We start from the raw sequence: 22,438 nt of genomic DNA, 5'->3' as shown, positions 1-22,438 counted from the left end.
GCCAGGTTGCACCATGGGTGCAAGCGGGGTGTCGGGTTATCCGCCGAGCTGATTATCCGAAAGGATCCTGGCCATGGCCGCCTTGGTGCTTTTCTTCGCTTCCGCGAGGCAGCGCCGGACCTCGGTTGACATCATGCGGGTGCCGGTGCGCTTTGCATCTGCTTCGCAGACTTCTCGTGCCGCGCGGGCGAAGCGGACTTCAAGTTCCTTCTGTCCCTGCTTCGTCGACAGGTCGAGATCGCTGTAGGTAACGGTCTTCGAATTGCCTTGCGTTTCCTCGGCGGTGGCAGGGCCGGCGGCGATTGCAGCGCTCAAGGCGGCAGCTGCCAGAAAAGGTTTGAACATGATTTCCTCCAATTGCGGCGGGGCTTTAAAGGGGGGTAGGGGCCTCATCCGCAGGACTGGAGATAGGCCATCATGGCGCTCCGATCAGCCGATGGTCGATGATTGCCGAACGCTTTCCGACCGGTGCAGCGCATTCCTGACAGACAGTTGAGCATGCCCGACGAATTGCCGTTTCCAATCGACGGGCGATTACGCAATAATGTAATCATGGCGATCGCGGTCATCTTCCTGCTCGGGATCGGCAATTTCGCGCTTCACAAGGCGGTGCTGGAAAGCCGCCATTCGCTGCTCGGGCAAATGCCGTGGTTCGTGCACATGCTGGGCGGACGGCTGACGTTGCTTACGGAATTCCTCGTGCTGTTGGCGGCATTGCTGCTCGCAGCCAATGGCTGGCCAGGGCTCGCCTGGGCCTATCTCGCCTACACGGCACTGAATGGCCTCGCCGCCTGGCTGATCCTGAGCGGGCGGGTCTGACGGCGCTTCCTTCGGTGCGCGGATGTGCTAGGCGCGGGTCATGCCCGGCGACGCTTCGATCCTGTTCCATGTCAGCGACACGCATTTCGGTGTGGAGGACCGCGCGGCGATGGCGTGGTTCGAGGCTGGCGTTCACGCTGAGCAGCCGGATGCGATCGTCTGCACCGGCGACCTGACCCAGCGGGCAACGCACCGGCAATATGCGGATGCAGCGGACTGGTTCGCCGGCCTTGGCGTACCGATCATGCTGCAACCCGGCAATCACGACATGCCCTATTACAATTTATGGGAACGGTTCCGGCGGCCATACGCCCGCTTTGGCGTGCTGGAGGTAGCTGTCGGCGCAGAGATTGCACTCGAGCATGCGCTGATCGTGCCGTTCGACACCAATGTCCCCGCCCAGTTGCGCTGGCCCTGGTCTGACGGTGTCGTGACCCGGCGCAATCTCGACGCTGCACTGGCGCGGCTTGAGGCGTTGCGGGCCGATCCCCGCCCTAAGCTTGTCGCCTGCCACCATCCGCTGCTGGCCGAGCAGGATGGACACAAGAATCCGACCATTCGCGGGGATCAGGCCTTTGCCGAGCTCGCGGCGGCGGGCGCTAGCGCCGTCCTGTCAGGCCATGTCCATTTTCCGTTCGACCAGGTCCGGTCGCGCGACAATCGTGCGATGCGGATGGTCGGGGCGGGAACGCTGTCGACGCGGCTGCGCAAGGGTGCGCCACCATCCTACAATGTTATCCGGATCGATCGCGGTGGGTTGATCGAAGTCGAGCATCGCAACTTTCGCCGCGAGAATTGAGCGCAACGAAAAAGGGCGGCCCCGCGGGACCGCCCTTTCGCTGTTCCAAGAAGGAAACCGGTTAGCGCTTCGAGAACTGGAAGCTGCGGCGTGCCTTGGCCCGGCCGTACTTCTTGCGCTCAACCACGCGGCTGTCGCGGGTGAGGAAGCCAGCGGCCTTCACCGTCGAACGCAGCGCCGGTTCGTACTTGGTCAGCGCCTGGCTGATGCCGTGCTTCACCGCACCGGCCTGGCCCGAAAGGCCGCCGCCCTTGACGGTGGCGATGACGTCGTACTGGCCCTGGCGATCGGTGATCGAGAAGGGCTGGTCGATGATCAGGCGCAGCGTTGGACGTGCGAAATAGACTTCCTGGTCCTTGCCATTGACAGTGACCTTGCCGGTGCCGGGCTTCAGCCACACGCGAGCGGTGGCGTCTTTGCGGCGACCGGTAGCATAGGCGCGGCCCTGCGCATCGAGTTCCTGCTCGCGCAGCGGAACGTCAGCCTTGGCAGCGATCTCGACAGCATCGCCCTGAGGCGCGTTACCGGCGATTTCCTTCAGGTCAGCCAGGTCCGACACGGTTTCGTTGTTCTGTTCGTCAGCCATTATGCGGTGACCTTGTTCTTGCGATTCATGGAAGCAATATCGAGCACGGCGGGCTGCTGCCCGTCATGGGGGTGCTCGGTGCCGGCATAAAGGTGCAGCGCCTTCATCTGCGCCCGACCCAGCGGGCCACGCGGGATCATACGCTCAACCGCCTTTTCCAGCACGCGCTCGGGGAAGCGACCTTCCAGCACCTTGGCCGGAGTCGTTTCCTTGATGCCGCCAGGGTGGCCGGTGTGCTTGTAATAGACCTTGTCGCCCATCTTCTTGCCGGTGAATTTCACCTTGTCGGCATTGATGACGATGACATGGTCGCCGCAATCGACATGCGGGGTGTAGCTCGGCTTGTGCTTGCCGCGCAGGATATTGGCGATGATCGCTGCCACGCGGCCTACAACCAGGCCATCGGCATCGATCAGGTGCCATTTCTTTTCGACCTCTGCCGGCTTTACCGACCGGGTCTGCTTGCTAAGCGCCTTCATGGGTTCACATTCCTAAATTGACTAAGCCGCAGCCATATGCCGCGGCTTCGAATCACGCCGACGGGCTTGCCGCCATTGCGAGAACGACGCGCAAATGTCGCGTGAGGCCGCGCAAGTCAAGCAAAACCGCGGTTTGCGGCGGAGGTAAAATAATACCGTGCTGCCGTCAAAGGTCAGGCTTGGCGCATTGTCCAGCTCTCTGCAGAGTGCCGCTCGCTACCGGCCAGCCGGGTGATCACCGTCCGGTCGAGGGCTTCAAGCCAGCCCCCGGTCGAGTCTGCCGACGCACGATAAAGCAGCTCGAACTCGCCTTGCGAACCATCAGGCAGAGCGACCGGTTGGACTTCACGGAAATCGGCCGGCACGGGGAAAAACAGGTCTGGCGGCAAGCGGTCCAACATTGAGCCGCCGACCGACTGGATCTGGCCAAGCTGCCGCAAGGCCTGCTCACGTTCTGCGCCGGCATGCGTTGCACCCGCGATCAGCTTTTCTGCCGCACGCACAGCTTGCGCGACGTCAGACTGGGGTTCGGCGGGACCAATGCCGGCAATTCGGCCGTTGCCGGTAAGCCCTATCGGGAACATACCGCTAGTGTCGCGCGCCCGTTCCACTTCGGCAATCGCGGCGATCTCAGGCGGCGCATCGACCGTAGCGCTCAGCTGTCTGCCAGTGACGAGCACGCCGCCCGCTTGCTCGAGAAAGCTGACCGTCCACTCGCGTTGAACGACAATATCAACGCCATCGCGCAGACCGCGCCTTAGCGTACGCTTCAGGATCATGGGCGCGCCGGGGAGCGACAATTGCCCATTCGCTGCCTTAGCCCAGCCGGCACCGGCCAGGCCTGCCAGCGTCACTATCGATATCGAACCCAGAACGGAGCGGCGCGACCACGTCCCCATTACCTATCCCCCTGCCCCAAAAGGCCGAGCCATGCGCGCGTAGCATCGGGAACCGCATCGCAGCGCCAACCCATAATCGCAGGAGTATCATAGGGATGCAGCACCGCCAAGCGCGCGACCGCGCGATCGAGCAAAGCCGCGTCGGTCTTGAACAGCACGCCAATTTCGTGCGCGCTCTCGCGATTTCCCTGCCACTGAAAAACGGATTCGATCGCGCCCAGCAAATTTGCGCAAGCGACCAGCTCTTCGTCGAGCAGGCTGTTGGCGATCCGGCGCGCGCTATCCCGATCCGGGAAGGGGCACCAGATCAGCGCGCTCATGTCGCCGAACCCTTGCGCATTCCGTCGGCATGCATACCCCAGGCAAGGCTCGCTACGAGCAGCGCCCCGGTCAACTGGTGCGCCACCGCCACCCACAGCGAGACTTCGGTCAGGACAGTGGCGATGCCGAGCAGGACCATCACGCCAAACGCGCTATGGATCGCAACCGATGCGGCCCGGTCAAACTTGCGCACGCGCCGCGCCAGCCAGACCAGCGCCGCCACCACCACCCACGCCCACCACCGGTGCAGGAACTGCAGCAGGAAAGGATCATGTGTCAGCGCCCACAGCCAGCCACGCGAGAGATCGGGCTGGGGCAGGAAGCGCCCGTTCATCAGCGGCCAGTCATAGGCGGCGTGGCCCGCGTTAAGACCTGCCACCCAGGCACCGAGCAGTAATTGCACGAACAGCACTACCGCAACGACCAACGCTGGCCCGGTAAGTCTCGCTGGTTGTGCTGCAGGATCTTGTGCCAGCGCCCGGAGGTCGCGCGCGGTCCACACCAGTCCTCCCAACAGGAACAGCGCGGTTAGCAAATGTGCGGAGAGGCGGAAGTGGCTGACATCGGTCAAGTCCGTGCCCACTCCCGACGACACCATATACCAGCCCAGGGCACCCTGCCCGCCGATCAGCGCCAGCATGGCGAACAGGCGCAACTTATAGCCCCGCGGGATCGCGCCCTTGACCCAGAACCACGCGAGCGGAAGCGCATAGGCAAGCCCGATCAGTCGCCCCAAGTTGCGGTGGAACCACTCCCAGAAGAAAATGAACTTGAACGCGGCCAGGTCCATCCCGGCGGGCCCGCTTTCGAACCGGTATTCGGCGGTCTGCCGGTAGAGATCGAATTCCGCCTGCCATGCAGATTCCGTCAATGGCGGCAGGATTCCCGTAACCAGGTCCCACTGGGTGATCGACAGCCCGCTCTCGGTCAGCCGCGTAATGCCGCCGACCATCACGATCACCACCACCATCGCCGCGACTACATAAAGCCAGTTGGCGAGCGCCTGCGGTCGAGCCAGCGCTGCTTGCGGCGCCTTGTCGCGAGTCATTTTTCCAGCCATCGAAGCCATGCCGCGCATCTGCGCAGCGCCGGCAAAAAAGCGCAAGTCGTTTTGCCGCACCAGCGCTTGCAGCCCTTGCAAGATGATACACCATAACATACATGGCGTGCATACCATGACCGGCACAACCAACTCGATTCGCCAGCGGCTCGACCGCGCGGGCATCTGGCTCTCCAGCCTGTGCCTGCTGCATTGCCTGGCGACCATTATCCTGGTTTCAGGCCTTGGCCTGGGCAGCCAGCTGTTGCTCTCGCCCGAAATCCACCGTTACGGACTGGCCCTGGCCCTGCTCATTGCCGCCGTCGCGATCGGTTGGGGCGCGCTGCGCCATCGCCGCCCGGCGCCCTTTGTTACCGCCATGATGGGACTGACTTTCATGGGCGGCGGATTGGCTGTCCCGCACGGCTGGCACGAGGCGGTCCTGACCATCATTGGCGTCACGCTGGTTTCGATCGGTCATTTCCTCAACATGCGATCGCACTTGCCTGCCGCGCATTGAGCCTTATGTGGCGCATGTATGAGCGCCTCAAAGACCATTCTTCTCAACGGCGAAAGTCGCAAGACATCCGCTGACACTATCGCTGCCCTGGTCCGCGAGCTCGAGCTTGAGCCGACGAAAGTGGCTGTCGAACGCAACCGCGAAATCGTGCCGCGTTCGACGCTGGAGCAGGCTGCGCTCGCCGATGGCGATGTGCTGGAAATCGTCCATTTCGTTGGCGGCGGGGCGGGCGATGACACATGGACCGTCGCCGGTCGGACCTTCCGTTCGCGGCTGATCGTCGGCACCGGCAAGTACAAAGACTTTGCGCAGAACGCGGCTGCGGTCGAAGCGTCGGGTGCGGAAATCGTCACGGTCGCGGTGCGCCGGGTCAATGTCAGCGACCCCAAGGCGCCGATGTTGACGGATTATATCGACCCCAAGAAGATCACCTATCTGCCTAACACTGCTGGCTGTTTCACGGCCGACGATGCAATCCGCACTTTACGGCTGGCGCGCGAAGCGGGCGGCTGGGACTTGGTCAAGCTGGAGGTGTTGGGCGAAGCACGCACGCTTTATCCCGACATGCGGGAAACCTTGAAGGCAACGGAAACGCTGGCGAAGGAAGGTTTCCTGCCGATGGTCTATTGCGTGGATGATCCGATCGCCGCGAAGCAGCTGGAGGAGGCTGGCGCCGTTGCCGTCATGCCGCTGGGTGCGCCGATCGGCTCGGGGCTCGGCATCCAGAACCGCGTCACCATCCGCCTGATCGTCGAGGGTGCCAAGGTCCCGGTGCTGGTCGATGCCGGCGTGGGCACAGCATCGGATGCTGCGGTGGGCATGGAGCTTGGCTGCGACGGCATACTGATGAACACCGCCATTGCCGAGGCCAAGGACCCGATCCGGATGGCGCGGGCGATGAAGCTGGCGGTCGAGGCTGGGCGGGAGGCCTATCTTGCCGGGCGGATGGGACGGCGCATGTATGCCGATCCCAGCTCGCCACTGGCAGGACTGATCTGAGGCTTAGCTAACGGTAAATTAACCACATTGCGCGAACTTGCTCCTTGCAACAGGGAGCAAAGGCCATGGCAGTAGCTGGCACGGCATCGATGACGATCAACGAGATGCGCGAATTCGCGAGCTTCTCGGCTGCGGAGCAACGCTATATCAAACGCAGCCTCGATATCGGGCTGGGGCGGCAGGACGCCTTCAAGCTGTGGGCGCGCAGCGAAGGCGAAAATGCGGCAATCCGCAGCCAATATGTCGCCTACCAGGAATTGAAGGCATTGCGCGCGATGATCCCGCACAATGCTACCATCGCACAAATCGAAAGCTTCATCGGCAAGCTGGTGCGGGTGGCCGCATTCGATCTGTCGCAGGAACGGATCGGCAGCTTTTCGGCCTTCCGGTTCCTCTATGAACGCCTTCTGGGCGCCGATGTGCGCCCCTGGTTGCCTAGCGCATTCTGCGCCGCAGCAGCGCTGCCGCAGATCCGCCCCGAATGCCGCAAGGAATTGCTGCAATCGCTAAGCGAAGCTGCTGCGACCGCGCCCGGCTGGTCAGACCGCGAACCGGCTTTCTATCCGGAATATATCGAGGCAGCCGAAGCAGCCTGACTTGCCGCGCAGTTACTTCGCCGGATTGTGCCGCTCGACGAAGCCAACCGCCGCTTCTAGCATGGTCTTGCGGGTCTCTCCCAAGGACAGCCAGTGGTCCTCGCCCTTGAGTTCGAGGAATTCATAAGGCTTGCCGGCATCCTTGAGCGCATCGGCCATTTTCGCGCTTTGGTCATAGGCGACAACGGTGTCGTCGCGCCCGTGGATCAGCAGGATCGGCGCATCGGCCATTGCGGCATGTCGGCGCGGCGAAATGTCACCGTAGCGTGACTTCGGGCCAAGCTGGCGCTCAAGCGAGCGGGCCTGTACCTTGCTGCCGCCCCCCTCGCGCTTTTCAATTCGTGACATCAGGCTGACATCAGAGACGCCATTGACCGATACAGCACAGCGGTAAATGCCTTGCTGCAGGGTCACTCCGGCCAGCGCTGCATAGCCGCCATAGCTGGCCCCGACGATGCAGGCGCGCGATGGATCGACAATACCCTTGTCGGCCAGCGCCATCAGGCCGTCGGAAATATCGCTCTGCATCTTGCCGCCCCACTCGCCATATCCGGCCTGAATGAAGGCCTCATCGCGATTGGTGGAGCCCCTGAAGTTGGGCTGGAAGACGGCATAGCCGCGCGACGCAAATGCCTGCGCCCACCAGTCGAAAGTCTCGATATCGTGGCTGTGCGGCCCGCCATGGGGCAGCATCACGACCGGCAGGTTCTTGGCTTCACGCCCTGGCGGCAGCGTCAGGATCCCGTCCATTTCGAGGCCGTCTGCCGCCGTGTAGGCCACCGTCGAGACCGGCCCGACGTGTTTTGGCCCGATCAGTTCGCGCTCCCACCCGATCGGGTCAGCTTTCAACCGAGCCATATCGACACGGAAATAAGAGCCGCTATCCCCGTCACCATCGGTGCGGACGATCACGTGGCTGAAGCTTGGGGTCCAGTCGATCATGCGGTTGTTGAAAGCGGCAAAAGCAGTGCGGATCCCTTTGGCCGTCTTGGTCTTGTCCGCATCGAAGAAGATCGGCTCTCGTTCGTCGCTGTCCTTTACATAGCCAATCAGTTGACCATTCCGATCATCAACGAAGATTCGCTCAATCTCGACATCGCCATACACTTCGACTGGCGTTCCGCTGCCGTCGAGGGGAACCTCGTACCACCTGGTCTTTCCTTCCGTCTCGTCGCGGGCGCTATAGATCACTGTTGTGCCATCGCGGCCCAGGCAGACGAGATAAATGCCGCCGGTCGGGTTGTTGCCACTGGCGACCACGGCTCCGCGCCCCATTATCTCCCATTTGCCGGTCGTGAGCGAATAGTCGAGCTTCGCAGCTATTTCGCCCTGGCCGTCGATCAGCCAGTCGCGATCGAAATTCGGGCTTGGCGAATTGTCGATTTTGCGCGCCTTGTTGGTTGCGAGATCCACTGCATAGAGCGCCGGCCGGCCATGGTCGAACTCGTAATCCATCCCTCCCGGCCCGCTGCGCTTGAGTTCGATTGCTCCGAAATAGGCGTTTGGCTGTCCGTCGATCAGCCGGGTTCCGTGATAGCCGAATGTAGCCTTCACCAACCCCGACTTGTTCCCGAAAACAAGGTCCGGATCCTTGCCGTCGAGGGGGATAATGAGTGCCTGATAAAATTCGAACTTGTCCTGCGCGAAGTCATAACTGAGCTTTTCAGTCGTACTCCGCCGCAGAAGAAGCAGATTGTCGGAGACAAGTTCGAACTGACGGACCTTGATATCGTCGATCGGGATAGTCTTGAGCGGTTTGCGGTTCTGGTCAGCCACCACCAGCAGCCGCCTGCCATTGAAGCGACCCAACACGGCAATGCGCTCACCGCTGGGTGAGATTGCCATGTCCTCGATGTCCGGCAATTCGCCATAAGCGGACAGTGGAGGCGGTTCGTCCTGTGCATCAGCTGGCATGGCCAATGCAAAGATAGCCAGAAACAACGTCAGAAAATGACGGCGTGCGACCCCGATCATCTTGTAAACCCCTCTCAGATGGAAGGGATACTATCTATTGAAAAGTAGTGAGCAAGATTTTTCGAAGTCTGAAGCGAATTAACTTCTATAAAGTCCGTCGATCCGTTCGGCATAGCGCTCCTTGATCTTGTGCCGCCGAATCGACTGCTTTGGCGTCAGCTCTTCATTGTCGATCGAGAAAGGCTCGTCAGCAAAGGCGAACTGGCGGACTTTCTCGATCACCGAAAGGTCCTGGTTGACCCGGTCGATCGCCGCGCGCACGGCAGCCCTGAATGCGGGCAGGTCTTGCAGCGCCTTCATGTCGAATTTCTCGTCATTGGCACGCGCCCATTCCAGTGCCCATTCGGCATCGGGGACGACCAGCCCCACGACATAGGGCCGCTTGTCACCGCTCACCATCGCCTGCGCGATTTCAGGTTGCAGCGTCAGCATGCCTTCCAGCTTCTGCGGGGCGACATTGTCACCCTTGTCGTTGACGATCATGTCCTTCTTGCGGTCGGTGATGACGATCCGACCCGCCTCGTCGAGGTGGCCGATATCGCCGGTGTGGAGCCAACCATCGACGATCGTGCGCGCGGTCTCGGCCTCGTTGCGCCAATAGCCATGCATCACCAGCTCGCCGCGAACCAGGATTTCGCCATCCTCGGCGATCTTAACCTCGACCCCGCGCAGCGGCGGGCCGACTGTGTCCATCTTGAGGCCCGAGGCGGGCCGGTTGCAGCTGATCACCGGGCCGGCTTCGGTCTGGCCATAGCCTTGCAGCATGGTCAGCCCCATCGCTTCGAAGAAATTGCCGACTTCGGGGTTGAGCGGGGCGCCGCCCGAAACCATGGCCTTGATCCTTCCCCCAAAGCGCGCGCGGATTTTCGGTCGCAGCGTCTTTTCGAGGATGAAATCCATCGGCTTGTCGCGCTTGCGTTTGCGCCCCGTGCTGGCCTGGTCGGCGATGCCGAGCGCCCGGTCCATCAGGAAATTGGCGACTTTACCTTGCTTCTCGACCTGCTTCATGATCCGGCTGCGCAGCACTTCGAACAGGCGCGGCACCACCACCATGATGGTCGGGCGGGTTTCCTCGATATTGCTGGCGAGCTTTTCCAGGCCCTCGGAATAGAAGATTTCTGCGCCCACGCCGATCGGCAGGAACTGCCCGCCGGTGTGTTCATAGGCGTGGCTGAGCGGCAGGAACGAGAGGAAGCGCTCGTCCTTGATGCCGAAATCCTCGATCAGGATCTCCGCTGCACCGGCGGCATTGCACAGGATTGCGCCATGATGTTGCAGCACGCCGCGCGGCGCCCCGCCGGTGCCGCTGGTGTAGATGATGCAGGCGGTCCGGTCGCGCCCGATCCCGGCGATCCGCGCATCGACCGCTGCGCGTGCAGCGGCTGCATCTCCGGCCAGCATGTCGGACCAGTTGTGGAATTCGAAACCGCTCGCCTGGTGACGGTGAAGATCGTCGATGCCGATCACGTGTTCGGCAATGCCGGACGCCTGCAACGCGGCATGGAGCGGTTTCAGCAGCTTTTCATTCGACACGATCACCGCGCGGGCGCCCGAATTGTCGAGGATATGCAAGTGGTCGCGGGTGGTGTTGGTGATGTAGGCCGGCACGGTGACGCAGCCTGCCGCCATGATCGCAAGGTCGGCGATGCACCATTCCGGGCGGTTTTCGCTGACCAGGCAGACCCGGTCACCATCCTTCAGCCCCAGCTTGCGCAGGCTTTCAGCCAGCAGGCAGACCTGCTGCGCCACTTCGCCCCAGCTCTGGGTTACCCACTTGCCCCCTTCCTTCCGGCCCAGGAAAGGCGCATCGCCCTTCGCATCGGCGCGGGTCAGGAAAAGTTCGACGAGATTGTTGGCATTATCGATTTCGGCCAGCTGCACTGACATGCTCCTGCTCCCCGGGGAGTTTTCCTTCCCCCAATTTGGGTCGATGCTCTAAGGGGCCAATGCCCTAGCGGCAAGTGGGCTGCTGCTCAGGGAACGTCGAGCCCGGTCTCGATCCGCGGATCGCGCGCACTCTGCCAGGCCCCGCCTTTGTGCAGGATGGCATTGCCTTTGATCGGTGCCTCGCGGATCACGATATTGGCATGCCCGAGCGCCTTGAAAGCGTCCTGCGCCTGCTCCAGCCAGGTGCCCTGTTCCAGCAGCACGGCATCGCCAAAGGCCATCAGGAAGGGCAGGGCCAGCGCCTCGTCTGCGGAAAGTCCGAAATCGATCGCGCCGATGATTGCCCGCGTGGTGGTGACCGGGATGGTCGGGCCGCCTGCTGCACCGACCGCCATGAACGGTTTGCCGCCAGGATCCCAAACGACTGTCGGCGACATCGAGCTGCGCGGACGCTTGCCGCCTTCGACGCGATTGGCGACCAGCCTGCCGTCGACCCGCGGGGCCCGGCTGAAATCGGTCAGCTCGTTGTTGAGATAGAACCCGCCCGCCATCAGGCCGGAACCGAACGATCCTTCGATGGTGGAGGTGTAGCTCACAATGGTGCCGTCCGCATCGGCGGCTGCGAAATGCGACGTGCCATGTTCGGCAGGCTCATCGCCGTCAGCCAAGGCAAGATCGGCCCCTGCAGGCGCGCCGGCGGCGACCGTCGCGGCGCGACGGGCGGGGTCGATCAGCGCACTGCGCTGCGCGAGATAGTCTGGTGCAAGAAGGCCCGCGACAGGGACCGTCACGAAGTCCGGATCGGCCATGTAAAGCTCGCGATCGGCATAGGCCAGCCGCTGCGATTCGACGAACAGGTGCCAGGTGACGGGGTTGTCCTTGCCCAATGCCGTGAGATCGAACCGCTCCAGCTGGCCAAGCATCTGCAGCACTGCCACGCCGCCAGAGCTGGGCGGCCCCATGCTGCAGATCCGGTATCTGCGATAAGAGCCGCAGGCCGCCGGGCGCGGCTTGGCGTCATAATCCGCCAGGTCCTGTTCGGTCATCGCACCGTCCCGCGGCGTGGCCTCTGCGACAGTGTCGGCGATTTCGTCGCCGAGATCGGACAAATAGAAGGCATCCGGCCCATCCGCTGCAATCCGCTCAAACGTCCGTGCCAGCTGCTCGTTTCGCACCAGTGAACCGGCTGGCAGGACCTTGCCATCGGCATCGAAATAGAGCTGGCGTGCCGCCTCGCTGAACCCGGCATGGTCCGGCCGCGAGGAAATCGAGCCGTAGAGACGGTTGTTGATCTGGAAACCCTCGCGGGCGAGCGCAATCGCCGGTTCGAACAGCTCGGCCCAGGGCAGCTTGCCGTGATCGCGGTGCGCCAGTGCAGCCATGCGGATATTGCCGGGCACGCCCACGCTGAGGCCGCTTTGCACCGATTCGCGGAAGCCAGGCAGCGTGCCGTCTTCGCGCAGGAACCATTCAGGGCTGGCGCCAGCCGGGGCCTTTTCCCGTCCGTCATAGGTCGACACCTTGCCGTCTGCCGTGCCGCGCACCAGGAAGCCGCCGCCGCCGATGCCTGAACTCTGCGGCTCGACCACGGTCAGCGCCAGCATTACCGCGATCGCAGCGTCAGTGGCGTTGCCGCCTGCTGCCAGCATCGCTTCACCCGCCGCTTGCGCGCGCGGATCGGCAGCGCTCACAGCCCCAGCGGACGCAGTGGCTTGTGCGGTAGGGGATGAGACCGATTCAATCCGGTCGGGCGAATAGCTGCAGCCAGCCAGCAATGTGGCGACCAGCGCAGGCGTGAGGAATGTCCTGTACATCACAGCCAGAGCTATTCGGTTCCGACCGCTTCGGCAACGCTGGAATAGCCTTCGCGGCGCATCAACCGTTCCAGCCTGCGCACGATGCGTGCGCCAAGGCCTGGCCCTGCGTAGACCATGGCGCTGTAAAGCTGGACCAGGCTCGCCCCGGCCTTGATCCGCTCCCACGCATCCTCGGCACTGGCGATCCCGCCCACCCCGACCAGCGGAATCGCGCCGCCAGTGGCCTTGCGGAAGTCGCGCACCCGCTGCAGCGCTAGCGGCTTTAGCGGCGCGCCAGACAGCCCCCCGGTCTCGCCCGCATGCCGCGAGCGCAGCCCCGGCCGCGAAATCGTGGTGTTGGATACGATCAGCGCTCCCAACCGCTTGTCGAGCGCGATTCGGGCGATTGCATCAATATCGGCCGGTTCGAGGTCCGGCGCGACCTTGAGGAAGATCGGCGGGGGAGAAGATGGCATTGCTTCGGCGCATGCGGCGTTGACCGCATCGAGCAGCTCAACCAACGCACCTTCATCCTGCAAGGCGCGCAGGCCCGGCGTGTTGGGGCTGGAGATATTGACCGCAAGATAGGTTGCATGCGGCGCCATCAGGCGGGTCATGGTCGCATAATCTTCGATCCGGTCCGCCGAATCCTTGTTAGCGCCGATATTGATGCCCAGCACGCCGGGTCGATCGGCGCGTCGCTCCAGCCGCTCCAGCGCCGCCTCGGCGCCGCCGTTGTTGAAGCCCATCCGATTGATGACGGCATTGTCTTCGACCAGCCGGAACAGCCGCGGCCTGGGATTGCCCGCTTGCGGGCGCGGCGTGATCGACCCCACTTCCGCGAAACCGAAGCCCAGCCCAAGCAGCGCATCGGGCACTTCGGCGTCCTTGTCGAACCCCGCCGCAACGCCGACCGGGTTAGGGAAGGCGATGCCCGCCACAGTGGTGGCCAGTTGACCGGGCCTGGCAGGGTTGCGGCGCGGTGCGAGCTTCAATCCCTCGATCGCGAGTCGGTGAGCCATTTCCGAATCAAGCGCGAACAGGGCGGGGCGAAATAGCTGGAAAATCATCCTCGCAGCCTATGACAAGCCCGGCCCCCGCTGTCGAGCCGGGCCAAAGCTTTACCGATTTAGTTAATTATTTCAGTCCGATGACGGGGTTTTTTGTGATTCAAATCAACTCTTGTCGTTTGCATACAATTACGCTCTGATCGAATCGGCTAATTGGGGACCGCGACCCGAAGGGCTCGGAGCAGCGATGCGAAGAGTTCCTCAACTTCTAAGGCGGTTCCTGATACAGGGGCCGCCTTTTTTCGTTGAACGGGACGAATGGACATAGAAAACGGGTTGCTTGGGGTAGAAGCTGGCGCCGCAGGCGGAGCAAGCCTGACGCCCCAGACGCTGTTCAAGCTCGATTATATCGCCCCGCCGACTGCCCTGAGCGATTACATCACCACCTTGTATCACTTTCGCTGTGACGAAGCGGTGATTCGCGACATCCAGCCGGCCGCGATCGGGCAACTCGCGATCTTTCCCTATGGCCAGGGCGAGATGCAGTTCCGCGATGGGCGGAGCGATCCCAGCCACGAAACCAACCTGCTGACGCCGTTTTCCGTCGCCGCCCCCTTTTTCGTCAACGGACCATTCCATGCGATTGGCGCGGTCATGTCGACCCTGGGCTGGGCGGCGTTGACCGGGCTTGACGCCTCGCGCCATGGCAACCGGCTCGTCCGCGCTGGCGACTGGCTGGGGCAAGAGGTCGAACAGCTCGGTGCCCGACTGTGCGTGGCCTATCGCGCCGGCGACATGACCGGCCATGACTGCGTTATGGCCCTGTGCGATCATATCGGACGGAACCTCAAGCCGGTGAACCCGCGCCATGCCGAATTGATTCGGCAGGCCGGCAAATGGCTCGGGTCTTCGCTCAATCCGCGGCTGTCCGATTTGATGGAGCAGGCCGCCTATTCGGAGCGCCAGGTGCAGCGCCTGGTCGAGCGTTATTTCGGACTGGCGCCGCAAGCGCTTGCCCGCAAGTATCGAGCGCTCAGGACGGCGGCCTTGCTATCCTTTCCGACGCTGACGCCCGAATGGGAAGCCGAAGTATCCGAAGCCTTCTTCGACCAGTCACACATGATCCGCGAATTGCGCCTGTTCGTCGGCCGTACGCCCGCGCGGCTGGGCGATGACGAAAGCCCCTATCTCAGCGAGATGCTGGACCCGAGAAACCTGCGCGAAATCAGGATGCCGGATTCGCCGCAATGACGCCGTGCCGTGGTGCTGCAGCCATTGGGTGCCGAACGCGATGGGACATGCTAGATGGCGCTGTCCGAATGTCGCTGAGTTACAATGGATGGTTCGATCACCGAATTATACCGCCCGGAACACCCGAAGGATGAGTTCCTCACACGATCATGCTTCGGTGCCCGTGGGGCGGCCTCTTTCATGGTCGGGTCGCAGATGACAGGCTATGCCGCCCCACTTCTTTCTTGAGTATTATGATCCCCCGCCGGGGCTTGAGCGCCATGTGCTGGCGCTGTTCCATTTCATCTGGGACGAACCCGTCATTCGCGATCGCCATCCGGGCGCATTGCCGCAGCTGGTCCTGATTCCGCATGGCAAAGGCAGCGCCGAATTTGCGGCCGGGCCGGACGAGGTACCCGGAGAAGCCTTGATGCTGGGCGGTTTCTCCACCTCGGTCCCGTTCCGGATCGAAGGGCCCTGGCATGCGGTGGGCGCATCGCTTTCGCCGCTGGGGTGGGCTGCGCTGACCGGGCAGCCGGCACACCTTTACCGCGATCGATTTATTCCGGCGGGCGAACTGCTCGGGGCAGAGGTTGATCGCTTTGCCGGACAGGCGAACGGCGCCTATCGGAAGGGCGAAATCAGCGGCAAGCAATTGTGCGACATGCTGGCCGAATGGATTGCCGAGCGGCTCCAGCCGGTTCCGCCAGCGCATGAGCGGGCCATCGGCCAGACGATTGCCTGGCTCGGCTCCTCGCTCAATCCGGATGTCGAGCGGCTGTTCGCCGAGATCGGCTATTCGCGCCGCCAAGCCGAACGGCTGGTCGAGCGATATTTCGGCTTCACCCCGGCTGCGCTGGCGCGCAAGTTCCGTGCAGTGCGTGCCGCATCGCTGCTGGCTGACGAAAATCTCAGTGACGAAGCGCAGGCGGAAATCGCCGAAGCCTTTCATGACCAGCCGCACATGATCCGCGAGATCCGCCGGTTCTGTGGCTACACCCCATCGCGGCTGGGCGGTAGTGAAGAACCGCTGTTCCAGACCATGCTTCGTCTCAAGAACCTCGACCGGTTGGAACGTTTCAGGACGATCCGCTGACGCCTTTGGCTGCGAACGACTCGCAACAGTGCGTTTCGCATTGAAACCCTGGAATGTGACGCCTACTTCCAAATCGGAACGAATCAATCCGATTTGAATTGGAGCCGCATGCGCCTGTCCAATCTTGCCGATTATGCCGTCGTGACGATGAGCGCGGCTGCCCGCCACTGCGGCGGAGGGCGGACGAGTGCGGCTGAACTGGCAGCAGAGACGGGCCTTCCCGTGCCGACCGTCCAGAAACTGGTCAGCATGCTGAGCAAGGCCGGTCTGTTGCGCTCGGTGCGCGGCGCGGGCGGCGGCTTGCAGCTGGCGCGACCGGCAGCGGCAATCAGCGTGGCCGATATCGTCGAAGCGGTCGAAGGGCCGATTGCGCTGACGGCATGTGTCGAGGGGCAGGATTGCGCGGTCGACCACAATTGCAGCGTGAAGCCGCATTGGCCGATGATCAACCAGGCGCTGCGCGGGGCGCTAGCGGGAATTCCGCTGACGCAGCTAGCGCAAGCGAGAGAAATGGCATGAGCGAAGAACTGGACATCAAGGACCGCGAAGCGAAGGAAGCCGCTGCCAAGGCGGCCGAATACGAGCACGGCTGGTCGGCGAATATCGAGACCGAATTCGCCGAAAAGGGCCTTACCGAAGACACCGTCCGTTTCATTTCGGCCAAGAAGGGCGAGCCTGAATGGATGCTCGAATGGCGGCTCAAGGCTTTCCGCCTGTGGCAGACCATGGAAGAGCCGGACTGGGCCAAGGTCGGCTATCCCAAAATCGATTACCAGGACGCGTTCTACTACGCCGCGCCGAAAAAGAAGCCGACGCTCGCCTCGCTCGACGAGCTCGATCCGGAGATCAAGGCGGTTTACGACAAGCTCGGCATTCCGATTGCCGAGCAGGAATTGCTCGCCGGGGTCGAAGGCGCTGCGCCCACAAGACCGCCGGTCGCGGTCGATGCCGTGTTCGACAGCGTCAGCGTCGCCACCACCTTCCGCGAAGAGCTGAAGAAAGCAGGCGTGATCTTCCTATCGATCAGCGAGGCGATCAAGGAACACCCCGATCTGGTGAAAAAGTGGCTCGGCAAGGTGGTGCCGCAGCATGACAATTTCTTCGCGACGCTCAATTGCGCGGTCTTTTCGGACGGCACCTTCGTCTACGTGCCCGAAGGCGTGCGCTGCCCGATGGAACTCAGCACCTATTTCCGGATCAATGCCGAGAATACCGGCCAGTTCGAGCGCACGCTGATCATCGCCGAAAAAGGCAGCTATGTCAGTTACCTGGAAGGCTGCACCGCGCCGATGCGTGACGAAAACCAGCTCCATGCCGCGGTGGTCGAGCTGGTCGCGCTGGAAGATGCCGAGATCAAATATTCGACCGTGCAGAACTGGTACCCGGGCAATGCCGAGGGCAAGGGCGGCATCTACAATTTCGTCACCAAGCGCGGGCTGTGCCAGGGTGCGCGATCCAAGATCAGCTGGACCCAGGTAGAGACGGGTAGCGCGGTGACGTGGAAATACCCCAGTTGCGTTCTCAACGGCGAGGATAGCGTCGGCGAGTTCTACTCGGTCGCGGTGACCAACAATTTCCAGCAGGCCGATACCGGCACCAAGATGATCCACAACGGACGCGGCAGTCGCTCGACGATCATTTCCAAGGGCATTTCGGCGGGCAAGTCGAACAACACCTATCGCGGCTTGGTGCGGGTCGGGCCGAACGCTGCCGGGGTGCGCAACTTCACCCAGTGCGACAGCCTGCTTTTGGGCGACAAGTGCGGGGCGCACACTGTGCCCTATATCGAGGTCAAGAACCCAACGGCACAAATCGAGCACGAGGCGACCACCAGCAAGATCAGCGACGACCAGCTGTTCTACGCCATGCAGCGCGGATTGCCGCAGGAAGAGGCGGTTGCATTAATTGTGAATGGTTTCGCCAAGGACGTGCTGAAAGAATTGCCGATGGAATTCGCGGTCGAAGCGCAGAAGCTGCTGGCGATTTCGCTCGAGGGGAGCGTGGGGTGACCGACCGCAAAACCCTCAAGCTGTCCGATGCTCCGGAAACCGAAGCCCCCGCGCTCAAGAAGAAGGGCCGCGGGTGGGAAATATCGGAGAAGCGGCTCGATGCGCTGCATGAGCAGGCACGCGAATTGCGGCGCTTCTCGTCGCCCGCGCACAAGGCGCTTGCTGCGCGCTTCGCCAAGGCGGACATGGGCCGTTACAAGTTTACCCGCCACATGGTGATCGGCAGCGCGATCGTCGATTTCGGCTGCCACGCGCTCGGCATGGCGATCGATATCGACGAGGAAGGCGAGAACGAAGCGCTCGCCAAGCGCCGTGACAAGAGCCTGGAAAGCGTCGGCATCCGGGTGATGCGGATCAAGGCGCAGGACATCCTCGAGAACATGGACGACGTGCTGGCGCGCATAACTGCCGGCATGCGCATGCGGATCGCCGACAAGCGCGAGGGCCAGCGCGCCCACCGCACCAGCTCAGCGCCGCGCCAGACGACACAACGCAGAACAGCATCGGGCCGCTCCACCACCAACAGGGGAGATGACTGACAATGCCAGGACTGAACGATCTGATGTCACCCGACATGCAGAAAATCCTGCTGTTCGTGCTGCCCGCGCTGGCGGCGATCAGTTCGCTGACTATGAACATCAGCCGCGGCTTCACGATTCCGGGCACAGTTTTCATGATCGTATGCGGGCTCGTCGCGCTTTATTTCTTGCCCGGCATGATCTCGCTGTTCTGAACCGCCGGACACGACAAAGGATGAATGACTGACATGCTGACAATCGAAAATCTCCACGCCGAAATCGACGGCAAAGAGATCCTCAAAGGGCTGACGCTGGAGGTCGCCGCGGGCGAAGTGCATGCGATCATGGGCCCCAATGGCGCAGGCAAGTCGACGCTGGCATATGTGCTGGGCGGGCGCCCCGGCTATGAAGTCACGCAGGGTTCGGTCACTTTCATGGGGCAGGATTTGCTCGATCTGGAGCCGCATGAGCGCGCCGCAGCGGGCATGTTCCTGGGCTTCCAGTACCCGGTCGAGATTCCGGGCGTCTCCAACGTCCAGTTCCTGCGCGAAGCCTTGAATGCGCAGCGCAAGGCGCGCGATGAAGAACCGCTGTCGGGCGGCGAGTTCCTAAAGCTGGCGAAGGAAAAGGCCGCGCTCCTGCGGATGGACATGGAAATGCTCAAGCGCAATGTGAACGTCGGCTTTTCGGGCGGCGAGAAGAAGCGCGCCGAAATGGTCCAGATGGGCATCCTTGATCCGAAGTTCGCCGTGCTCGACGAGACCGACTCGGGCCTCGACATCGACGCGCTGCGGATCGTGGGCGAGGGGATCAACGCGATCATGCGTGATCCGGCCAAGGGCGTGTTGCTGATCACCCATTACCAGCGCCTGCTCGACGTGGTGAAGCCTGACAAGGTGAGCGTGCTGGCTGCCGGCCGGATCGTTCAGACCGGCGGGCCGGACCTTGCTCTGCGGCTGGAAGAAGAAGGCTATGACGCACTGATCGCGGAGAATCTGGCCGATGCCTGAGGCAACCGCCCTTCAGCGGCCCACCACGCGCGATGAAGCCTGGCGTTACGCAGATGGCGCGTGGCTGGCACAGGCGCCGGTGGACTGGCTCAACCACTGGGGCACCGTTGAAGTGCCGCCGGGGGAAACGAAGCACTTCAACGCATTTCACCATTCCGGCCCGCAGGCCTCGGGCGGATCGGTCCACCGCACGCGCGTCCATGTCGGCGCGGGCGGGCGCTACGAACACTTCGAGATCAACGCCAGCCACATCGAATACTCGCGGATCGAGCTGGAGGTGACGCTGGAAGAAGGCGCGCATTTCGAATTCGGAGCGGTGACCATCGGGCGCGCCAATGCCCGGCAGGAATTCGTCACCCGCGTGATCCACAAGGCGCCCAATGCCACCTCCAACCAGGTGGTGCGTGCGGTGCAGGCAGGGCAATCCACCGGCAACTACCTTGGCCGGATCGAAGTCGTCCGCGACGCACAGAAAACCGACGCGGCGCAGAATTTCCGAGCGATCCTGCTGGAAAAGGGCGCTTCGGCCAATGCCAAGCCCGAGCTGGAAATCTTCGCCGATGACGTGAAGTGTGCCCACGGCGCAGCGATCGGCCAGCTCGACCAGGCCGCAGCCTACTACATGGCCGCGCGCGGTATCCCGCCCGAAGCAGCGCGAAAGCTGCTGGTGCAGGCCTTCATTGCCGACGCACTGACTGCCATCGAGGACCGGCGGATTGCCGACCGGATGCTTGAACGCGCGCTGGAACAATTGGATGAGGCGGCGCTGTGACCGAGGCCGCCACCCTTGCACGCATCGATGATGCGCGGGCACAGTTCCCCGGCATGCTGACCGGGGAAGGCAAGCCGTGGCATTATCTCGACACTGCCGCGACCGCGCAAAAGCCGCGCGCGGTGATCGATGCGACTGCGCGCGCGCTGGGCGAGGATTATGCGACCGTCCATCGCGGGGTCTATTCCCGCTCGGCCGAAATGACCTTGCGTTACGAGGCTGCGCGGCGGCGCGTGGCGCAATTCCTGGGCGGGCGTGAGGAAGAAGTGATGTTCGCCCGCGGCGCAACCGAGGCGATCAATTTGGTCGCGGCGACCTGGGGCGTCGAGAATATTCGCGCGGGCGACCGTATCCTGCTTTCGACGCTGGAGCATCATTCCAACATTGTGCCGTGGCAGATGCTGGCCGAACGGGTCGGTGCCGAGATCGACGTCTGCCCGCTGACCGATGACGGACGGATCGATCTCGACGCGGCTGAAGCGATGCTGACCGAGCGGCACAAGCTCGTAGCGCTGGCGCATGTCTCCAACGTGCTGGGTTCGGTGCTCGATGCCCGCCGGGCGGCCGACCTCGCCCATGGCGTCGGCGCGAAGCTGCTGCTCGACGGATGCCAGGCGGCGCCGCGGCTCACGCTTGATGTCGCAGCGCTCGATTGCGATTTCTACGTCTTCAGCGCGCACAAGCTCTATGGCCCGACCGGGATAGGTGCGCTGTGGGCCCGGTATGAAATTCTCGACGATATGCCGCCCTATCAGGGCGGCGGCGCGATGATCGATCGTGGTGACCTTCGCAAAGACCACCTACGCCCCGCCGCCGCAGCGGTTCGAGGCGGGCACTCCGGCGATTGCCGAAGCGGTGGCGCTGCATGCGGCGATCGACTTCGTGGAGTCGGTCGGCCTCGATGCGATCCATGCACGGGAGACGGCGCTGGTGGCGCAATTGCGCTATGAACTCGGCGCTATGAACGATGTCACACTGTTCGGCCCGGCCGACAGCGCCGGGATCGTCAGCTTCATGCTCGACGGGGTTCATCCGCACGATCTCGGCACCATATTGGATGAAGCGAATGTGGCGATCCGCGCCGGGCATCATTGCGCGCAGCCCTTGATGGACCATCTCGGCGTTCCCGCAACCGCGCGGGCTAGTTTCGGGCTCTATTCGGACGAAAGCGACATTACCGCGTTGCTCGAAGGCATCGCGCGAACCAGGAGGATATTCGGATGAACAAGCCATCCGAGGAAAAGGAATTCGTGGCTGCTCCCTCGCCTGCGGAGACGGCTACCAAGCCGCCGCGTGCGCGGGTGGAAGATGCCGTTGATACGGATGAGACCCCGGCGCAGAAGCTCGAGCGCAAGCGCGATTACCTTGAGGGATTCCTTGCCAAGCAGCCTGAGAATGTCGCCTCGGGCGAGCCGGGCGGCGAACTCTATGAAGCGGTGATCGCCGCGCTCAAGGAAATCTACGACCCCGAAATCCCGGTAAATATCTACGATCTCGGCCTGATCTACGGCGTCGAGATCACCGACGAGGCCGATGCGCTGATCACCATGACGCTCACCACGCCGCACTGCCCGGTGGCGGAAAGCATGCCGGGCGAAGTCGAACTGCGCGCCGCCAGCGTGCCGGGCGTGCGCGATGCGGAAGTCGTGCTGGTGTGGGATCCGCCATGGGGCCCGGACAAGATGAGCGACGAAGCCCGCCTCGAACTGGGGATGCTGTGATGAGTGACGTGAAAACCCGCCAATTGCCCGCCGCGGTCAAGCTGACGCCTGCCGCCGAGGCACGTATTGCCGAACTGATGGAGAAAGCGCCCGAAGGTGCGATCGGGGTCAAGCTGTCGACCCCGCGCCGCGGCTGTTCCGGCCTTGCCTATTCGGTCGACTACGTCACCGAGGAAGCGAAATTCGACGAGAAGATCGAAACGCCGGGCGGCATCTTCTATATCGACGGCGCAAGCGTCCTCTACCTTGTCGGTTCGACCATGGACTGGGTCGAAGACGATTTCACCGCCGGCTTCGTGTTCGAAAACCCCAATGCCAAGGGCGCCTGTGGCTGCGGCGAGAGCTTTATCGTCTGAAT

Annotated in this window: 25 protein-coding genes and 1 pseudogene; 16 read left to right on the top strand and 10 right to left on the bottom strand. The window is 62.7% G+C overall.

Going from position 1 to position 22,438, the window contains the following annotated elements:
- Positions 1-36: 36 nt before the first annotated feature.
- The gene (locus G6N82_RS08545; RefSeq protein WP_165195592.1) at positions 37-357 is read right to left on the bottom strand and encodes a UrcA family protein; all 321 of its coding nucleotides are present in this window, start codon (positions 355-357) and stop codon (positions 37-39) included.
- 141 nt (positions 358-498) lie between these two features.
- On the opposite strand from G6N82_RS08545, the gene G6N82_RS08540 reads away from it, so the two are divergent.
- Positions 499-819, top strand: coding sequence for a hypothetical protein (locus tag G6N82_RS08540; protein ID WP_241255043.1), 321 nt, complete (start codon positions 499-501; stop codon positions 817-819).
- A gap of 40 nt (positions 820-859) precedes the next feature.
- Entirely contained in the window at positions 860-1,618 is a 759-nt protein-coding gene (locus G6N82_RS08535) for a metallophosphoesterase (protein WP_165195588.1), read from the top strand.
- Between the two features lie 61 nt (positions 1,619-1,679).
- On the opposite strand, the gene rpsI is transcribed toward G6N82_RS08535, so the two are convergent.
- The 5 genes from rpsI to G6N82_RS08510 form a co-directional block, all read right to left on the bottom strand.
- On the bottom strand, positions 1,680-2,204 hold the full coding sequence (gene rpsI, locus G6N82_RS08530; RefSeq protein WP_165195586.1) for a 30S ribosomal protein S9: 525 nt from the start codon (positions 2,202-2,204) through the stop codon (positions 1,680-1,682).
- Complete coding sequence (gene rplM / locus G6N82_RS08525) at positions 2,204-2,683, bottom strand: 50S ribosomal protein L13 (protein ID WP_165195584.1); 480 nt, start codon at positions 2,681-2,683, stop codon at positions 2,204-2,206. Before rplM ends, rpsI begins: the two co-directional genes overlap by 1 nt.
- A 173-nt stretch (positions 2,684-2,856) precedes the next feature.
- Positions 2,857-3,582, bottom strand: coding sequence for a hypothetical protein (locus G6N82_RS08520; RefSeq protein WP_165195582.1), 726 nt, complete (start codon positions 3,580-3,582; stop codon positions 2,857-2,859).
- The gene (gene cutA / locus G6N82_RS08515; protein WP_165195580.1) at positions 3,582-3,902 is read right to left on the bottom strand and encodes a divalent-cation tolerance protein CutA; all 321 of its coding nucleotides are present in this window, start codon (positions 3,900-3,902) and stop codon (positions 3,582-3,584) included. Before cutA ends, G6N82_RS08520 begins: the two co-directional genes overlap by 1 nt.
- On the bottom strand, positions 3,899-4,951 hold the full coding sequence (locus G6N82_RS08510) for a COX15/CtaA family protein (protein WP_165198085.1): 1,053 nt from the start codon (positions 4,949-4,951) through the stop codon (positions 3,899-3,901). Before G6N82_RS08510 ends, cutA begins: the two co-directional genes overlap by 4 nt.
- A 127-nt stretch (positions 4,952-5,078) precedes the next feature.
- Here G6N82_RS08510 and G6N82_RS08505 point away from each other — a divergent pair, with 127 nt between their 5' ends.
- The 3 genes from G6N82_RS08505 (at position 5,079) to G6N82_RS08495 (ending at position 7,057) form a co-directional block, all read left to right on the top strand.
- Positions 5,079-5,462, top strand: a complete 384-nt coding sequence (locus tag G6N82_RS08505) for a MerC domain-containing protein (RefSeq protein WP_165195578.1) — start codon at positions 5,079-5,081, stop codon at positions 5,460-5,462.
- An 18-nt stretch (positions 5,463-5,480) separates the two neighbouring features.
- Positions 5,481-6,461 carry a sulfur carrier protein ThiS gene (thiS, locus tag G6N82_RS08500; RefSeq protein ID WP_165195576.1) on the top strand — a complete coding sequence of 327 codons (981 nt, stop codon included), beginning with the start codon at positions 5,481-5,483 and terminating at the stop codon, positions 6,459-6,461.
- A 65-nt stretch (positions 6,462-6,526) separates the two neighbouring features.
- Entirely contained in the window at positions 6,527-7,057 is a 531-nt protein-coding gene (locus tag G6N82_RS08495) for a hypothetical protein (protein ID WP_165195574.1), read from the top strand.
- 12 nt (positions 7,058-7,069) lie between these two features.
- On the opposite strand, the gene G6N82_RS08490 is transcribed toward G6N82_RS08495, so the two are convergent.
- From G6N82_RS08490 to G6N82_RS08475, 4 genes are all read right to left on the bottom strand, one after another.
- On the bottom strand, positions 7,070-8,971 hold the full coding sequence (locus tag G6N82_RS08490; RefSeq protein WP_165195572.1) for a prolyl oligopeptidase family serine peptidase: 1,902 nt from the start codon (positions 8,969-8,971) through the stop codon (positions 7,070-7,072).
- A gap of 138 nt (positions 8,972-9,109) precedes the next feature.
- Positions 9,110-10,918 carry a long-chain fatty acid--CoA ligase gene (locus G6N82_RS08485; RefSeq protein WP_206520138.1) on the bottom strand — a complete coding sequence of 603 codons (1,809 nt, stop codon included), beginning with the start codon at positions 10,916-10,918 and terminating at the stop codon, positions 9,110-9,112.
- 86 nt (positions 10,919-11,004) lie between these two features.
- A complete protein-coding gene (ggt, locus tag G6N82_RS08480) occupies positions 11,005-12,732 on the bottom strand; it encodes a gamma-glutamyltransferase (protein ID WP_165195570.1) in 1,728 nt (575 codons plus the stop codon).
- Between the two features lie 11 nt (positions 12,733-12,743).
- A complete protein-coding gene (locus G6N82_RS08475; RefSeq protein ID WP_165195568.1) occupies positions 12,744-13,784 on the bottom strand; it encodes a quinone-dependent dihydroorotate dehydrogenase in 1,041 nt (346 codons plus the stop codon).
- A gap of 258 nt (positions 13,785-14,042) precedes the next feature.
- Between G6N82_RS08475 and G6N82_RS08470 the strand changes: the two genes are divergently transcribed.
- The 11 genes and pseudogenes from G6N82_RS08470 (at position 14,043) to G6N82_RS08420 (ending at position 22,436) form a co-directional block, all read left to right on the top strand.
- Positions 14,043-14,975: a helix-turn-helix domain-containing protein gene (locus G6N82_RS08470; protein ID WP_165195566.1), complete on the top strand. Its 933-nt coding sequence runs from the start codon at positions 14,043-14,045 to the stop codon at positions 14,973-14,975.
- A gap of 205 nt (positions 14,976-15,180) precedes the next feature.
- A complete protein-coding gene (locus G6N82_RS08465) occupies positions 15,181-16,050 on the top strand; it encodes a helix-turn-helix domain-containing protein (RefSeq protein ID WP_165195564.1) in 870 nt (289 codons plus the stop codon).
- A 108-nt stretch (positions 16,051-16,158) separates the two neighbouring features.
- Positions 16,159-16,569, top strand: coding sequence for an SUF system Fe-S cluster assembly regulator (locus G6N82_RS08460; RefSeq protein ID WP_165195562.1), 411 nt, complete (start codon positions 16,159-16,161; stop codon positions 16,567-16,569).
- A complete protein-coding gene (gene sufB / locus G6N82_RS08455) occupies positions 16,566-18,059 on the top strand; it encodes a Fe-S cluster assembly protein SufB (protein ID WP_165195560.1) in 1,494 nt (497 codons plus the stop codon). The genes G6N82_RS08460 and sufB overlap by 4 nt, the downstream gene beginning before the upstream one ends.
- Entirely contained in the window at positions 18,056-18,598 is a 543-nt protein-coding gene (locus G6N82_RS08450) for a DUF559 domain-containing protein (RefSeq protein ID WP_165195558.1), read from the top strand. Before sufB ends, G6N82_RS08450 begins: the two co-directional genes overlap by 4 nt.
- Positions 18,599-18,600: 2 nt before the next feature.
- Positions 18,601-18,792: a hypothetical protein gene (locus G6N82_RS08445; RefSeq protein WP_165195556.1), complete on the top strand. Its 192-nt coding sequence runs from the start codon at positions 18,601-18,603 to the stop codon at positions 18,790-18,792.
- A 33-nt stretch (positions 18,793-18,825) separates the two neighbouring features.
- The gene (gene sufC, locus G6N82_RS08440; RefSeq protein ID WP_165198083.1) at positions 18,826-19,587 is read left to right on the top strand and encodes a Fe-S cluster assembly ATPase SufC; all 762 of its coding nucleotides are present in this window, start codon (positions 18,826-18,828) and stop codon (positions 19,585-19,587) included.
- Entirely contained in the window at positions 19,580-20,359 is a 780-nt protein-coding gene (locus G6N82_RS08435) for a SufD family Fe-S cluster assembly protein (protein ID WP_165195554.1), read from the top strand. Before sufC ends, G6N82_RS08435 begins: the two co-directional genes overlap by 8 nt.
- Positions 20,360-20,412: 53 nt before the next feature.
- A pseudogene (locus G6N82_RS08430) lies at positions 20,413-21,583 on the top strand (cysteine desulfurase).
- Complete coding sequence (locus G6N82_RS08425) at positions 21,580-22,080, top strand: SUF system Fe-S cluster assembly protein (RefSeq protein WP_165195552.1); 501 nt, start codon at positions 21,580-21,582, stop codon at positions 22,078-22,080. Before G6N82_RS08430 ends, G6N82_RS08425 begins: the two are co-directional and overlap by 4 nt.
- Positions 22,080-22,436 (top strand): iron-sulfur cluster assembly accessory protein, encoded by a 357-nt coding sequence (locus G6N82_RS08420; RefSeq protein ID WP_165195550.1) that lies wholly within the window; start codon positions 22,080-22,082, stop codon positions 22,434-22,436. Before G6N82_RS08425 ends, G6N82_RS08420 begins: the two co-directional genes overlap by 1 nt.
- Positions 22,437-22,438: the final 2 nt, after the last annotated feature.

It is taken from the genome of Altererythrobacter sp. BO-6, from assembly GCF_011047315.1.
Taxonomy (GTDB): domain Bacteria; phylum Pseudomonadota; class Alphaproteobacteria; order Sphingomonadales; family Sphingomonadaceae; genus Erythrobacter.
Note: the sequence above shows the minus strand (reverse complement) of the source record. Positions and strands in the feature narration are given on the sequence as shown.